At 66.9% G+C, this 15,604-nt stretch carries 14 protein-coding genes; 7 read left to right on the top strand and 7 right to left on the bottom strand.

All coding sequences use genetic code 11. The features are described 5' to 3' along the window. Positions 1 to 37 precede the first annotated feature (37 nt). Complete coding sequence (locus AB0L58_RS15165; RefSeq protein WP_364386780.1) at positions 38 to 1,570, top strand: AMP-binding protein; 1,533 nt, start codon at positions 38 to 40, stop codon at positions 1,568 to 1,570. Here the strand turns inward: AB0L58_RS15165 and AB0L58_RS15160 are convergent, their stop codons facing one another. The 5 genes from AB0L58_RS15160 to AB0L58_RS15140 form a co-directional block, all read right to left on the bottom strand. Further along, a complete protein-coding gene (locus AB0L58_RS15160; protein ID WP_364386778.1) occupies positions 1,571 to 2,029 on the bottom strand; it encodes a MarR family transcriptional regulator in 459 nt (152 codons plus the stop codon). A 219-nt stretch (positions 2,030 to 2,248) separates the two neighbouring features. Next, entirely contained in the window at positions 2,249 to 4,348 is a 2,100-nt protein-coding gene (locus AB0L58_RS15155; RefSeq protein ID WP_364386776.1) for a glycosyltransferase family 39 protein, read from the bottom strand. A gap of 25 nt (positions 4,349 to 4,373) precedes the next feature. Further along, the gene (locus AB0L58_RS15150; RefSeq protein WP_364386774.1) at positions 4,374 to 6,485 is read right to left on the bottom strand and encodes a glycosyltransferase family 39 protein; all 2,112 of its coding nucleotides are present in this window, start codon (positions 6,483 to 6,485) and stop codon (positions 4,374 to 4,376) included. Positions 6,486 to 6,554: 69 nt separating this feature from the next. Next, positions 6,555 to 8,099, bottom strand: a complete 1,545-nt coding sequence (locus AB0L58_RS15145; protein ID WP_364386772.1) for a HAMP domain-containing sensor histidine kinase — start codon at positions 8,097 to 8,099, stop codon at positions 6,555 to 6,557. Continuing rightward, entirely contained in the window at positions 8,077 to 8,781 is a 705-nt protein-coding gene (locus AB0L58_RS15140) for a response regulator transcription factor (RefSeq protein WP_364387568.1), read from the bottom strand. Before AB0L58_RS15140 ends, AB0L58_RS15145 begins: the two co-directional genes overlap by 23 nt. 215 nt (positions 8,782 to 8,996) lie before the next feature. On the opposite strand from AB0L58_RS15140, the gene AB0L58_RS15135 reads away from it, so the two are divergent. The 4 genes from AB0L58_RS15135 to AB0L58_RS15120 all read left to right on the top strand — a co-directional run bounded on the left by AB0L58_RS15135 (position 8,997) and on the right by AB0L58_RS15120 (position 12,333). Beyond that, on the top strand, positions 8,997 to 9,674 hold the full coding sequence (locus tag AB0L58_RS15135; RefSeq protein WP_364386770.1) for a hypothetical protein: 678 nt from the start codon (positions 8,997 to 8,999) through the stop codon (positions 9,672 to 9,674). 126 nt (positions 9,675 to 9,800) lie between these two features. Beyond that, positions 9,801 to 10,088 (top strand): hypothetical protein, encoded by a 288-nt coding sequence (locus tag AB0L58_RS15130; RefSeq protein ID WP_364386768.1) that lies wholly within the window; start codon positions 9,801 to 9,803, stop codon positions 10,086 to 10,088. 298 nt (positions 10,089 to 10,386) lie between these two features. After that, positions 10,387 to 10,965, top strand: a complete 579-nt coding sequence (locus AB0L58_RS15125; protein ID WP_364386766.1) for a DUF2165 domain-containing protein — start codon at positions 10,387 to 10,389, stop codon at positions 10,963 to 10,965. A 126-nt stretch (positions 10,966 to 11,091) separates the two neighbouring features. After that, a complete protein-coding gene (locus tag AB0L58_RS15120) occupies positions 11,092 to 12,333 on the top strand; it encodes an MFS transporter (protein ID WP_364387566.1) in 1,242 nt (413 codons plus the stop codon). Between the two features lie 7 nt (positions 12,334 to 12,340). Here the strand turns inward: AB0L58_RS15120 and AB0L58_RS15115 are convergent, their stop codons facing one another. Beyond that, positions 12,341 to 12,628 (bottom strand): MFS transporter, encoded by a 288-nt coding sequence (locus AB0L58_RS15115; RefSeq protein WP_364387564.1) that lies wholly within the window; start codon positions 12,626 to 12,628, stop codon positions 12,341 to 12,343. A gap of 133 nt (positions 12,629 to 12,761) precedes the next feature. Further along, positions 12,762 to 13,499 carry a GntR family transcriptional regulator gene (locus AB0L58_RS15110; RefSeq protein ID WP_364386764.1) on the bottom strand — a complete coding sequence of 246 codons (738 nt, stop codon included), beginning with the start codon at positions 13,497 to 13,499 and terminating at the stop codon, positions 12,762 to 12,764. Positions 13,500 to 13,690: 191 nt separating this feature from the next. Here AB0L58_RS15110 and iolC point away from each other — a divergent pair, with 191 nt between their 5' ends. Both iolC and AB0L58_RS15100 read left to right on the top strand, forming a co-directional pair. After that, the gene (gene iolC / locus AB0L58_RS15105) at positions 13,691 to 14,656 is read left to right on the top strand and encodes a 5-dehydro-2-deoxygluconokinase (protein ID WP_364386762.1); all 966 of its coding nucleotides are present in this window, start codon (positions 13,691 to 13,693) and stop codon (positions 14,654 to 14,656) included. Beyond that, positions 14,653 to 15,603, top strand: a complete 951-nt coding sequence (locus tag AB0L58_RS15100; protein WP_364386760.1) for an aldolase — start codon at positions 14,653 to 14,655, stop codon at positions 15,601 to 15,603. Before iolC ends, AB0L58_RS15100 begins: the two co-directional genes overlap by 4 nt. Position 15,604: the final 1 nt, after the last annotated feature.

The raw sequence follows: 15,604 nt of genomic DNA, 5'->3' as shown, positions 1-15,604 counted from the left end.
CCGACTCGTGCCCGCGCGCCGGGTATTTGGAGTCCATATGCGCACAATCCCAGCCGAACTGGTCAAACGGTACGAAGACGAAGGGTGGTGGACCCGCGATTCCCTCGGCGACCTGCTGGCCCGCGGCCTGGCCGCGGCACCCGAGGCCCGGTTCCGCGTGCATTCGGCGGTCCGGCCGTATACCGGAACCTTCCGCGATGTCGAACTGGTCGCCCGTCGACTGGCCAAGGGCCTGCACAAACGTGGTGTCGGTCCCGGTGATGTGGTGGCCTTCCAGCTGCCCAATTGGATGGAGGCGGCCGCGACCTTCTGGGCCGCAACCTTTCTCGGTGCGGTCGTGGTTCCGATCGTGCACATCTACGGCCCGCGCGAGGTCGGCTACATAGTGGGCGCGGTGCGTCCGCGCGTCTTCGTCACCACCGACCGATTCGGTTCGATCACCTACGACCCGGCCGTCTACGCGGATGTGCCGATCGTCGGCGTTGTCGGGCACGGCTTCGACGATCTGCTCGAAGCGGAGCCCTTCAGCGGAGTCGCCGAGGTCGACCCGGCCGGTCCGGCGCTGATCGCCTTCACCTCGGGCACCACCCGCGCACCCAAGGGCGTGATCCACAGTCATCAAACGCTCGGCTGCGAGACCCGCCAGCTGGCCGAGCACTATCCGGCCGACCTCGGGCCCCAGATCACCGCCGCACCGGTCGGCCATTTCATCGGCATGCTCAATGCCTTTCTCATCCCGATCCGCGACGGCATCGCGGTCAATCTCGTCGACACCTGGAATCCGGAACAGATCCTGACCCTGATGACCACCTACGGAATCACCGTCGCGGGGGGTGTGCCGTACTACCTGACCAGCCTGGTCGACCACCCCGGCTTCACCGCGGAACATCTGCTGCACATGAAGTACGCGGGCATGGGCGGCGCCTCGGTGCCGAGTTCGGTCACCGAGCGGCTGACCGAGCTCGGCCTCATCGTCTATCGCTCCTACGGCAGCACCGAACACCCCTCGATCACCGCCTCCGACTGCACCGCCCCGGAGGGCAAGCGGCTCTATACCGACGGCGATCCACAGCCCGGCATCGAAATCCGGCTCACCGAGGACGGCGAAATCCTCAGTCGCGGACCGGATCTGTGTCTCGGCTACACCGACGAGGCGCTCACCGCGAAGGTATTCGACGACGACGGCTGGTATCACACCGGCGATATCGGCACGCTCGACGAGGACGGATTCCTCACCATTACCGACCGCACCTCCGACCTGATCATCCGCGGCGGCGAGAACATCAGCGCGCTCGAGGTCGAGGAAGTCCTGCTGACCATGCCCGCCGTCGCCGAGGCCGTCGCCGTCGCCGCGCCCGACATCCGGCTCGGCGAGCATGTGGCCGCGGTGGTGCGGCTGCATCCGGGATCGGACGCGCCGACGCTCGCGGATCTGCAAGCGCATTTCGCCGCGGCGGGGCTGGCCAAGCAGAAATGGCCGGAACAGCTCGTGGTGGTCGAGGACTTTCCGCGCACCCCGAGCGGGAAGGTACAGAAGTACCGGATCCGCGAGCGCCTGCGGGCGGCGTGATCAGGGGTTGACAGTGGAATGCCGCGGCCACGGACGGCCGTGGTAGCGCTCGATATCGGTGTTGAAACGTTCGAGATAGGCGGCGAAGGTGGCGACGTCGTCGGGTGTCCAGTCGGCGAGGATGGTGTCCAGATCGCGGACGCTTTGCGTACGGTCGGAGTCGAGTCGGCTGCCGCCCTCGGGGGTGATGCGGAACAGTCGAGCCATGCCGCCTTCAGGGTCCGGGATCCGCTCGATCAGGCCCGAGCGCATCATCGCGGCGGTCTGCCGACGCAGCGTCGACGCCTCCAACCCCAGCGCGTCGCTGAGCTGACCGATGGACATCGGCCCTTCGCCGTGCAGTCGGTTGAGCAGGGTGTACGCGCTACGGTCCATGCGGCTGGCACCACGCCGAGACGCCAGGCTGTACCGCCCGAGCAGCATGGTCTCGAACTCGATCAAATCCGTGGGCTTGTCCATCCCGACCCTTCTGCCGATGCGCGCGTCACCAATGACGCATGTGTATCACACAGGGCATGCGCCACACCCCAGTCATGCATATTACACGCATCATGTATGATACACGCGCAATGTCGCTGGAGCCGGCCCGTTTTCAACATCTTTCATAGCCCCTGACCAGAGCGCGGGAACACCGAATGGCGCGCCTGCCCGGGGCAGGCGCGCCTCGGTCGGGGCGGGTCAGGAGATGGGTTTGCTCAGGTCGTAGACCGTGGTGCCGCCGACCGTGATCGCGGTGTAGTGCGCCTTGACCCATGCGGTGATCTGGCTCGCGCTGCTATCGGATCCGCTGCCGGGGCCACCGCCCATGCCACCACCCGCGATGAAGTAGGCGATATCGCCGTTGGCGACGTACTGCTGGAATTGCGCCAGCGTCGGCGAGTTGTCGCTGCCGGTGAAGCCGCCGATCGCCATAATCGAAGCGCCGGTGGACAATTCGAGGCCACTCACCGACTGCGAGCCCACCGCCGCCGCGGCCCAACGGCTGTCGGTATTGCGCACCAACTCCTGCAGATCGGTATTGGACGAATTCGAGCCGCCCGGTCCGCCGCCGTCACGGTTGGCGGTCGCGTCGGTGCCCGACTGTTCGGTGCCCGACTGTTCGGTCCCCTGCTGTTCGGTGCCCGTCTGCTCGGTGCCCGTTTGTCCGGGTGGCGCACCGTCGAATGACGGTGCGGCGGTTTCTGATTCGCCGGAACCATCGGGAGCCGCTCCCCCGCCGCCACCCGGTCCGCCCATGCCCATTCCCTTGCCCGCGACGGCCGGGCCGGAGGTCGGAATGGAACCGGAATGCGCCGTCGCCGCGGTCTCGATCGCGTATGCGGTGGTCCCCGCGAGGCCGAACAGCAGCCCGGCGATGGCCACGATGGCGGTGAACCTGCCGAGCTGGTGTGCACCGACCGCGACGATGGCCGCGACAATGATCGAACCGATCAGCACGATCCAGCGCAGCGCGGGGTACCAGTCGGGTGTGCGATCGAGCAGGATGAAGTTCCAGATACCGGTCGAAGCGGCCATGGCCGCGAGTGCGATACGCGCCGTGACGAAGTGGCGGCCGCGCCACAGTTCGACCACCGCGATACCGACCAGCGCCGCGATCGCCGGGGCCAGGGCGACGGTGTAGTACGGATGCATGGTGCCCTGCATGTAGCTGAATACGACACCGGTCACGACCAGCCAACCGCCCCACAGCATCAGGCCCGCACGGGTGCGGCCGGTCCGCGGTGTGCGGCGGGTAAACCACAGACCTGCCACCAAGCCGATCAAGGCCGCAGGCAGCAGCCAGGAGATTTCGGTGCCCATCGAATCGCCGAACAATCGGGTGATCCCGGTGTTGCCACCGAAGCCGGTGTTGCCACCGCCACCGCCAGGGCCGCCACCGCCGCCGTTGCCCTCGCCGCCGAGGACACGGCCGAGACCGTTATAGCCGAGCGCGAGATCGAGCAGGCTGTTGTCGGTCGACCCGCCGATGTACGGGCGCGAGTCACTCGGCCACAGGCTGACCAGGGCAACGAACCAACCACCGGAGATCACCATGGCGACAAAGGCGCCGAGCAGCTTGGCGATCCGACGCCAGAAACCGATCGGTGCGGCGACCAGGAACACCAGCCCGAGCGCGGGCAGTACCAGGAAGGCCTGCATCATCTTGGTGAGAAAGCCGAATCCCACTGCCACACCCGACAATGCGAGCCAGCGCCCGCTGCCCCGCTCGGTGGCGCGGACCGTGCAGTACGCCGCGACTACGAGCAGCAGGATCAGCAGGGCGTCCGGATTGTTGAACCGGAACATCAGTGCCGCAACGGGAGTCACGGCGAGCACCGCGCCCGCCAGCAATCCGGCGGCCGGGCCACTCCACCGGCGCACCGCGGCGTACACCAGACCCACCGATGCCACGCCCATCAGTGCCTGCGGCAACAGCATCGAGAACGAACTGAAGCCGAGCAGCCGGCCGGACAAGCCCATTACCCACAGCGATGCGGGCGGTTTATCCACGGTGATGGCGTTACCCGAATCCAGCGAACCGAACAGCAGTGCCTTCCAGCTCTGCGTGCCCGCTTGGACCGCGGCCGCGTAGAAGTCGTTGGCCCAACCGGATTTACTGAGTCCCCACAGGTAGAGGACGGCGGTGGCCGCCAGCAGTGTCCACAACCCGGGGCGCGCCCACCGTGGCTGATCGGGCGGGCCGAACAGCCATCGAGTCGATCGTTTCGGTCGCGTGTCCGCATGCCGCGGACCCGCTGGTCGGGCGGGCCGCACGGGCGACGCTTCGGTCATGGTCATATCGAGTCCCTTCGTGTACTCATGGTCAGTGGGTGGCGGTGAGGTCGTAGACCGTGACGCCGTCGATCGTCTGGGCGGTGAAGTTGGCCTCGACCCAGGCCGCGATTTCACTGGCGGCCTGACTGCCGCCGCTCGCGGATCCGCGCATCCCGCCCATGATCTGGGCGCTGATGAAGTAGTGGATCTTGTGTTGGGCCACATAGTCTTCGAACTGCGACAGTGTCGGCGCCGGGTCGGTGCCGTTGAAGCCGCCGAGCGCCATGACCGGATCACCGGTGGCCAGCTGGTACCCGGCGGCATTGCTGGAGCCGACGACGGCCGCGACCCAGGTGTAGTCATCGGCGTCGGCGCTCAGTGCGGCGGCCAGGTTCGCGCCCGGCCTGACGCTGCCGAACATCCCACCCATCGGGGCACCGCCACCCGCGCCACCGTTGGTGCCGCCCGGCACACCCGAACCTCCGTCGGTACGACCCGACGTACCCGCACTCCCGTCGGTAGCACCCGGCGCACCCGCACCACTGGCGGTACGACCCGGCGTAGCCGTGCCACCATCGGCGCTACCCGACGCACCCGCACCTGTGCCGGTACCACCCGACGCACCCGCAACTCCGCTGATGCCACCCGGCGCACCGGTGCCAACGCCGGGTCGCCCGCCGCCCGGGAAGGACCGGCCGGCACCGGCAGGTCCCGCGGACGGGATCGCACCGCTGTGCGTAGTCGCCGCGGTGGCCAACGCATACGCACCGGGTGCGGCCAAGCCGACGGCAACGGCGACCGCGACGACACCGGCCGCGACGGCCCTCGGCAACCGCCCGATGACCAGCAGCAATGCCGCCGATCCGACACCGGCGATCGCGACCACCGGACCGAGCCACGGCAGCCAGTCCCGGGTGCGGGCGAGCAGGACGCAGGCCAGCACGACGGTCACCACCAGCGCGCCGGACAGCACCGCCGTCGCCCGAATATCGTTACGGCGCTGCCACAATAGGCTCGCGCCGACCCCGATGGCGCCCGCTATCGCTGGTGCCAGGGCCACCGTGTAGTACGGGTGCAGGATGCCGTTGGCGTAGCTGAACACCGTGCCGGTGACAATCAGCCAGCCCAGCCACAGCAGCAGTGCCGCCCTGGCCGGATCGGTGCGCGGGGCCCGGCGGGTGAACCACAGTCCGGCGCCGCCGAGGATCAATGCCGCGGGCAGCAGCCAGGCGATCTGACCGCCCATTTCAGAGCCGAACAAACGGGCCCAGCCGACATCGGAATTCAAGTTCCCGAGGCCACCGGTCTCGTTACCGGTCAACCGACCGAAACCGTTGTAGCCCAATGCGAGTTCGAGCACGCTGTTGTGCTGGGACCCACCGATATAGGGCCGCGACGACGCGGGCCAGAACTCGACCAGAGCCAGATACCAGCCCGCGGACACCACCAGCGCGAGTACGGCCGCGACCGATCGAACGATCCGGGTGCGCAGGGGCGCATGCGCGGCGAGCAGATACACCAGTGCGAAGGCGGGCAGTACCAGAAATGCCTGCAACATCTTGGCCAGGAAGCCGAAGCCGACCGCGACACCGGCCAGCGGCAACCACCAGGCGCCGCTGTCCTTTTCGATGGCACGCAGCACGCAATAGGCCGCGACGGTGAGCAGCAGCACCAGCAGCGCGTCCGGATTGTCGAATCGGAACATCAGCGTCGCCGCCGGTGTCAGCGCCAGCACCGCACCGGCGAGTATCCCAGCCCAGTGGCCGCTGACGCGCCGCACCGCCGCGTACAGCACCGCGACCGCCGCGACACCCTCCAGCGCCTGCGGCACCAGCAGACTCCACGAGTTGAAGCCGAACAACCGTGCCGAAATATCCATCACCCACAGTGCGGCGGGGGTCTTGTCCACGGTGATCGCATTGGCCGCATCACTGGAACCGAACAACATCGCCTTCCAGCTCTGTGATCCGGCCTGCACCGCGGCGGCGTAGAAGTCGTTGGCCCAGCCGCTGGCACCGAGATTCCACAGATACAGCAGTGCTGTCGCGATCAGCAGCACCGTGAGCGATACCCACCGCCACAGCGGGCCGCGCCCGGATGGCCGCCCATCCGACGGCTCGACCGCCGCGGCGGCAGGAGCTCCCAGCAATGTTGTTGTCATGCTTCGATCGTCGCGGCCCGATGTGGTCGCAGGCTTTGCCGTAACTGTGAGTTCGCTGTGTGGCGCGGCTCAGTTCGCCGCGGTGGCACCGGGCAGCCGCACGGTGAATTCGGTGCGGCCGGGCGTACTGTCCACCGAGATTTCGCCGCCGTGTGCCTTGACGACCGCGGCGACGATCGCCAGTCCGAGACCGGTGCTGCCCGCCCGTCGCGAGCGCGACGAGTCACCGCGTGCGAACCGCTGAAACACCATCGGCTGCAGGGTTTCCGGGATGCCGGGACCGTCGTCGGTGACCCGCCACACCGCCGCGCCGTCGCCATCGAACTCCAGCGAGGTGAGCACCGTGGTGCCGGGCCCGGTGTGGACGCGCGCGTTGGTCAGCAGGTTGGCGAGCACCTGATGCAACCGGGCCGCGTCACCCGTGGTCACCACCGGCTCGTCGGGCAGTTCCAGATCCCAGCGGTGTTCGGGACCGGCGATATGCGCGTCGCTCACCGCGTCCACCGTGAGCTGGGTCAGATCCACCGGCTCGTGTTCCAGCCCACGCCCGGAATCCAACCGCGCGAGCAGCAGCATGTCCTCGACCAGACCGGTCATCCGACGGGATTCGGAGTGCACCCGGCCCATCGCATAGGCCACCTCATCGGGCACCTCGGCCCGTTTGCGTTGCGCCAGTTCGGCATAGCCGCGAATGGCGGCCAGTGGTGTGCGCAGTTCGTGACTGGCATCGGCGAGGAATTGCCGGACCCGGGTCTCGCTGTCATGACGCGCCGACAATGCGCTGGTGATGTGATCGAGCATCCGGTTGACCGCCGATCCGAGCTGCCCGACCTCGGTCCGCGGATCGGCGTCCGCGGCCGGCACTCGCACGGGCAGTACGACTTCGCCGCGATCCAGTTCGAGATCGGCCACCCGTGCTGCGGTCGTCGCGACTCGATCCAACGGCGCGAGCGCGTGCCGGATGAGCCAGATACCCACCGTGATCGCGATGATCGACACGATCGCGGTGACGATCCCCAAGATCAATAGGACGCGCAGCAGCGTGGCATCGACGGCTGTCAACGGCATACCGGTGACAACGGTCTCGCCCGACCACGTCTTATCCGCGACCACCCGATAGCGGCCCTGACCGTCGAGATCGACACTGACCGGCTTCCCGTTGGCCGCTACCGCGACGAGTTGCTGTTGTGCGGCATGCGAGAGCGCATGCTGGGTCCCGTCCGCACTGATCCGCCCCGCCTTGGTGACGCTGTCCTCGTCGACGATGGCGCCGATCGTGTCGGCCTGGATGCCGCGCCGGTCGAGGAAGTCCGGTCCCGGACCGCCGCTCGATGGTGGCGGGGGTGGTGGCGGCATCGACGGCTGGCCGCTGGGGCGTGGCCCGAGACTCGGTCCGCCGCCGACATCGCCGAGTGAACGCTTCTGCACATCGATCAGTTCGGTGTCCAGTTGGTGCACCAGGAACTGCTGCAATGCGAATTCGGTCGCGGCGCCGATTCCGACGACCACGACTACCAGTAACAGCACCTGCCCGACCAGCAGGCGCGCCCGCAGCGACCAGCGCCGTGGCTTCAGCACCCGACGCGGCACCTCAGGCCGCGGGCTTGAGGACATATCCGGCCCCGCGCAGAGTGTGAATCATCGGTGCCCGTCCACTGTCGATCTTCTTACGCAGATACGACACATACAGCTCGACGATGTTGGACCGGCCGCCGAAGTCGTAGCTCCAGACCCGATCCAGGATCTGCGCCTTACTCAATACCCGCTTGGGATTGCGCATGAAGAATCGCAGCAGTTCGAATTCGGTGGAGGTCAGCACGATCAGCTCACCGGCCCGGGTGACCTCGTGGCTGTCCTCGTCGAGCACCAGATCGCCGACCACCAGCTGCGCACCGCTGTCCTCGGTGGCCACGCCGGTGCGGCGCAGCAGCGAACGCAGCCGCAACACCACCTCTTCGATGCTGAAGGGTTTGGTGACATAGTCGTCGCCGCCCGCGGTCAGCCCGGCGATGCGGTCCTCGACCGAATCCTTGGCGGTCAGCAACAGCACCGGCAGATACGGCTGGTGTGCGCGCAGCTTGCGCAGCACCTCGAGCCCCGTCATATCGGGCAGCATCACATCGAGCACCACCACATCCGGGCGGGCGTCGCGCGCCTTGGCGACGGCCGTACGACCATCGCCCGCGGTGGTGACCTCCCACCCCTCGTACCGCAGGGCCATCGACATCATGTCGGCCAGTACGGGCTCGTCGTCGACCACCAGCACGGTGATGGGGCTGCCGTCGGCACGGCGCATGACTACTCGTTCGGCCGGGCCGTTCCCGGCGCTCATCGCGGACATCGTCCTACCATGACCGCGCATGCTGGGGGGTAACTGTGCCGAATCTATGTATCAGCTGTGAGCGGGTACCCAGCGGATCCAGAACTCGCACACAGCCGACGCCAAGGTAGGCGGACCAAGGTCGGATCCAAGCAGTTATCCGGTCCGCACCGCGAGGAGCAGTCGATACCATGAGCCACCCCACTCAGCAGCCGCCATCGGAACCCGACACGGTCTGGGGCGCACCACAGCCCGAGCCGGCGGGCACTTGGTCCACCAAGAAGACCCTGGCCGCGATCGGGATCGCCGGGGCGATCGCCGCGGCGGGCGGTGGCGCCATCTACGCAGCGTCGTCGGCCGATTCGAATGACAGCCACGGCCAGGGCGGTCCCGGTATGTCGATGAACGGCGCCTCGGGTCGGTCCGGTCAAGCGGGCGGCCCCGGTTCCGGCAATGCCATGATGCCCGCGGCGCTGCACGGAGAGTTCGTCGTCGCCGACGGCAATGGCGGCTACACGACCGAGCTGACCCAAACCGGCACCGTCACCGCCGTGAGCGCCACCTCCATCACCGCCACCAGCAGTGACAACTACACCCAGACCTACACCATCTCCGGCACGACCAGCGCGTCGACGGTGCAGGCCGGGGATACGGTGAGCATCCGCGCCACCAAGACCGATGGCACGGCCACCGCGATCTCGATCATCGAAGGCAACGCCAGCACACCGGGCGGGATGAACGGCGGACCGGGCGGGATGAACGGCGCACCAGGCCAGCCGAGTGGCGGACCCGGCCAGGCAGGCGGTGGCCTAGGACAACCGGGCGACGGTATGTCCGGAGCGGGCAGGCCGGGCCGAATCGGCAACTGATCGGTTCACAGCTGGCGCTTAACTTCCGCCAACGATGGACAAATGTTGGGGCTCAACGATTCTCGGGTCGGTCCGGCGAAGCGGGCCGACGGTTTCGGATCTGATCCGACAACAGGAGGAACGCAGATGAGTTTCACATCGAAGCTGGCAGTGACCGCGGCGGCCGGTGCCGTCGCGCTCGGCATGCTCGGTATCGGAGCCGGTGTGGCGAGCGCCGACGGGCCGCAGGGACCGGTGCCCGGACAGCAGTGCCAGCCTCCTGGCGATCACCCGCAGGGCCCGCCGCCCGGCGATCACCCGGATGGCCCGCCGCCCGGCGACCACCAGGGCCCGCCGCCCGGCGACCACCCGGACGGCCCGCCGCCCGGCGACCACCCGCAGGGCCCGCCGCCGCAGTGCCAGCCCGGTCAGTAATCCACTGCGGCCCACCATATCCCGATAGTCGTCAGCACGGCGATGGACTCGACGTCCGCCGCCGTGCTTTCGTCGGTTCGGGCACCTGGTTGCGACGAGTTGGCCACCTGGCGAAGCGCAGCAACCACGCCGCCGGACTCGCAGCGGCGGCGAGATTCTCGGCCATGGGCAATCGACGGCGTGTCGAACCCTCTGGGAAACAAAGCATTTCGAAGCACGCAGAGTGAAGTACGATGGCCGGGCGGTCCTTCGAACAACATGCGGCCGTTTCTCGTGCCGGTCGACCGAGGTGGCGGATATGGGTCTGAGTGGTAAGCGGTTCCTCGATGTGGCCGGGAGCCGGGAAGCGGCTGTGACGGTCCTGGCATCGATCACCAGCTTGTACTATCTGATCGTCGCGGTCACCAATTGCATCGACACCGATACCAACCGGCGCGGTGTGCAAGCGGTGCTGTCGATGCAGGCCACGATCCACCACTCCGGTACCGACTGGCGCGCCGTCACCAACAGCACAGTCCTGCTCATCGCCTACATCCTGATCGTGATCTGGGAGTATCTGGTCGGCCTTGTGCTGCTCGCCGCGGCGGTAACGGGTTGGCGGGCACTGATCGGCCGGAACTCGGCCAGGATCGCGGTGGCGGCGAAGTTGTCGAGTATCGGCTGGACCATGGCGGTGCTGCTGTTCCTCGGCGGGTTCCTCACCATCGGCGGGGAATGGTTCCGGATGTGGGCGAACAAACAGGTGAATGCCTCGTCGGCCGCACTGCAGAACTTCCTGATCGCCGCCGTGGGACTGATCCTCGTGCACATGTCGAGCCGCTCCGAAACCCGAGTCGGCGCACCCAACGCGGAAAGCGATCCGGCTCCGCAGCAGTAGCAGCTCACTGCTGAGCTTGCCGGTCAAGCCTGGCGCGCCTCCCGACAGCGGATAGCGGGAACTACGCTGCGTAGGGTGCACACGACACGGGCTTATTGGATTTGGGGTGTCGGTGTTGCCGCGTACATGATCGCGGTATTGCAGCGCACATCATTCGGTGTCTCCGGTTTGGCTGCGGCCGAGCGGTTCCATGCGGGTCCCGCGACCTTGTCCGGATTCGTTGTGTTGCAGGTCATCGTGTATGCGGGGATGCAGATTCCGGCGGGGTTGATGCTCGATCGGTTCGGCTCGCGGGCGATGATCGTCGCCGGTGCCGCGATCATGGCGCTCGGGCAGGGCGTGCTGGCTTCCACGGAATTGCTGCCGTTGGCGATTGCGGGCCGGGTGCTGGTCGGCACCGGCGACGCGTTCACCTTCATTTCGGTATTGCGGCTGGTTCCACACTGGTTCGCACCGCGGCGAGTGCCGCTGATCTCCCAACTCACCGGCATACTCGGGCAGTTCGGCCAAGTGCTCTCGGCCCTACCGTTTCTGGCGGTGCTGCGCGCCGCGGGCTGGCCACCCGCATATCTTTGCGCCGCGGCGCTGGGCGTACTGTTCGCGGTCCTGGCGGCGGCGCTGATCCGGGACAAACCACCCGGCGAGACCACGATCGATAAACCGGCCGGACTGCGCGAGGTGGGTGCCCAGATCCGCGCGGTGTGGACGCATCCCGGCACCCGACTCGGCTTCTTCACCCATATGGGCACCCAGTTCTCCATCACCACCTTCGCATTGATGTGGGGTGTCCCGTATCTCATTTCGGCACAACGGTTGTCGCAGTCCAGTGCGGGTCTGCTGCTGACGGTTTCGGTGGGGGCGGCGATCGCCGCCGGACCGATACTCGGCGTCCTCAGTGCCCGCTATCCACTGCGCCGATCGTGGCTGGTGCTGACCATCATGTGCGCCAACGCCACGGTCTGGACAGTGGTGCTGATACGCGACGAACCCGCGCCGATCTGGCTGCTGGTGCTGCTGGTCGTGGTCATCTCGGTCGGCGGTCCGGGTTCGATGATCGGATTCGACTACGCCCGCATGTTCAACCCGAACACCGTGCTCGGCACCGCACAGGGCATGGTGAATATCGGCGGCTTCCTGGCGACCTTGCTGGTCATCGAGACCATGGGCATCGTGCTCGACCACGCGGGCGGATACGGCTTCTCGTCGTTTCGCCTGGCCTGGCTGGTCCAATATCCGATCTGGCTGATCGCCATCGCCGGTGTGCTGATCACCCGTCTGAAGACCCGCAGACACCTGGCCGAACGTGGCATCCACGTGACACCGCTGCGCGCGGTGCTGGCCCGAATCCGCGCCAACCGCGCTGACTGAGGTCAGTTCACGGAAACGGATTCGAGCCAGGTCGGGAATCCGATCGAGTCGTCTGCGCGTCACCATAGCGGTGGCAGAATTCGTGCTCCAGCGATTCCAGTGTCCGCCCCTTGGTTTCGGGCAGTAGCAGCCGGACGAATACCAAAGCGCCGCAACCGAAGACGAAGAATATGAAGAAGGTGGACGAGATGCCGAACCAGTGCACGAATTGCAGGAAGAAGAAGCCGACCAGGAAGTTCACCATCCACAGCAGGAAGCCGGTGGCGCCTAAGGCTTTGGCGCGCCGGTCCGCGATAGTCTTCGCGTCTCCGCGGCGATGCAGTTCTCACGGCGGTGCGGTCGAAGCCAGCATGGCCTGTCAGAGTATGTCCGTATGTTCGGACAAATTGACCGCTGACAGGACGGCGCAGATCAGCAGTTTTGGCAGGTCAGCGACTCAGCACCGTGGTATCGAAGAAATGCCGCGAGGCCCGGTACACATGCCTACCCATTTCGATCGGACGCCCGGAATCGTCGAAGGCGACCCGCTGCATGGTCAGCAACGGCGCATTCGTGCGCTCGTCCAGCAGTTGTGCCTCGGCCCGGGTGGCACTGCGCGCACCGATCCGCTGCCGCGCAAGCGCGATATGAATTCCCTTGGCCCGCAGGCATTCATAGAATCCGTGCAGTTCGAGTTGGTCGGGTGCGGGCGCGAATTCGGCGGGCACGTAATTGGTCATGACGGCCAGCGGCTCGCTCCCGGCCCGGCGTAGCCTGCGGAAGGTCACGAAGCGGGCGTCCTCTGGTACGCCGAGTTCCTTGGCGATATCGGGATCCGGGGCGCCGAGTTGGTAGTCGAGCAGTTCGGTGGTCGGTTCCTGGCCCGCGGTGAGCAGGTCGTCGTACAGACTGGTCAATTCGACCGGGCGATGCACCTGATTCTGCACCACCTGGGTGCCCACCCCACGCCTGCGCAGCAACAGCCCCTTATCGACCAGCGCCTGGATTGCCTGGCGCGTCGTCGGCCGCGACAGATTGAGCCGTTTGGCGAGGTCGAGCTCGTTCTCGAGGCGATCCCCCGGGGCGAGCCGACCTTCCAGGATCGCGTTCTCGATGCCTTGCGCCAGTTGGAAATACAGCGGGACCGGGCTCGTGCGGTCGATCGCGACATCCAGTGGCGCTGGCATCGTAGGCTCCTCGGGGCGAGCGGGCGCAGGTGAGCGCCGTTTCGTCCACTGTAAATCACTTCGAGCCGGCTTGGTTACATATGTCCGTAAGTCAGTATGTCCTGACAAAGTCTTGACAAGAGGGTATGACGGGGCGCACAGTCTGGATACGCGGCACCGCCCGTCCCCTAGGACCAATCTGGAGTCAGTCTGTGAACGCACAATTCGAGGTCGTGTCGACCGGTCGGGTCGGCGTCGACATCTATCCGCTCCAATCCGGAGTGGGGCTGGAAGATGTCGACACCTTCGGCAAGTTCCTCGGTGGCAGCGCCGCCAATGTGGCCGTCGCGGCGGCGCGGCTCGGCCGGCGCACCGCGCTGTGGTCCGGCGTCGGCGCCGATCCCTTCGGCCGGTACGTGCGGCGCGAACTGCTCCGGCTCGGCGTATCGGATGCCCTCTTGCAGACCAGCGAACGACTGCCTACACCGGTGACCTTCTGCGAAATCTTCCCACCGGACGATTTCCCGCTGTACTTCTACCGCCGCCCCAGCGCGCCAGACCTGCAGATCACCGCCGGCCAGGTGGACCCCGACCTCATCCGCGGTGCGGGCGTCTACTGGTCGACGGTCACCGGCTTGTCCCGAGAACCTTCTCGTACAGCGCATTTCGATGCCTGGTCGATCCGGGAACGGCGGCCGCTGACCGTACTCGATCTGGACTACCGACCGATGTTCTGGGCCGAGGAGAACCAGGCCCGCGCACAGGTGCGCGAGGCACTGCCCCGGGTGACGGTGGCGGTCGGCAATCGCGAGGAGTGTCGCATCGCCGTCGACGAGACCGATCCACAGCGCGCCGCCGACGCGCTATTGGATCTGGGTGTCGAACTGGCCATCGTCAAACAGGGCCCGGACGGTGTGCTCGGTAAGACCCGCCACGAATCGGTCGTGGTGCCACCGGCCACCGTCGAGGTGGTCAACGGCCTCGGCGCGGGTGATGCCTTCGGAGGCAGCCTGTGTCACGGGCTGCTGGCCGGATGGGATCTGGAGACCATCCTGCGCCGCGCCAATGCCGCCGGGGCCATTGTGGCCGGGCGGCTCGAATGCTCCACCGCCATGCCGACCAGCGCCGAAATCGACGATCTCGTCGCGCTGTCACTGACCGGAAAGGTCCAAGAATGAAGGTAGCGTCGCGCAACGATTCGTTGACGGGCGGGCCCGAAACCACACTGGCACCGCCGACGGTGGGAGTGCGGTCCTATGCCGAACTGACCGAGTTGCGTGCGGCCGATCCCGGCGCCATCGCCAGGGCCTTCGCCACGCGGACCCGCCGCGGTCTGGTACGCGGTGACGGCCGGTTGATGATCATCGCCGCCGATCATCCAGCCCGCGGCGCACTGTCCGCTTCCGGCAATCCCATCGCCATGAACAACCGCAAGGAACTGCTGGACCGGCTGGTCACGGCATTGGCCCGGCCCGGCGTAGACGGGGTGCTCGGCACCGCGGACATCATCGAGGACCTGCTGCTGCTCGGCGCACTCGAGGACAAGGTCGTCTTCAGCTCGATGAACCGCGGTGGCATCGCGGGCGCGGATTTCGAGCTCGACGACCGGATGACAGGATATACCGCGCGGGCGACCGCCACCGCCGGACTCAATGGCGCCAAGATGCTCAACCGGTTCGATCTCAGCGATCCGGGCACCCTGTCGATGATGACCGCGAGCGCCGCCGCCATCGATGAACTAGCCGCACTCGGCATGGCCGCGATGCTCGAGCCGTTCATATCGCGCCGGCCCGACGGGCCGGGGACCAAGGTGGTCAACGATCTGTCACCCGATGCGGTCATCAAGAGCGTGCATTTGGCGCAGGGATTGGGCTCCACCTCGGCCTACACCTGGTTGAAACTGCCCGTCGTCGCGGAGATGGAGCGGGTCATGGACGCGACCACCCTGCCCACCCTACTGCTCGGCGGCGATCCGCAGACCGGCCCCCACGAAACCTACGCACGCTGGGCGAAAGCTCTTGCGTTGCCCGGTGTTCGGGGTCTGATCGTGGGTCGGGCACTGCTTTATCCGCCGGACGGCAATGTCGCGGGTGCGGTCGATACGGCCGTATCGCTGGTGCGGTGAT

Source organism: Nocardia sp. NPDC052112, assembly GCF_040680135.1.
In the GTDB taxonomy this organism is placed as follows: Bacteria; Actinomycetota; Actinomycetes; order Mycobacteriales; family Mycobacteriaceae; genus Nocardia.
This window is presented reverse-complemented; position numbering and strand designations above follow the sequence as displayed.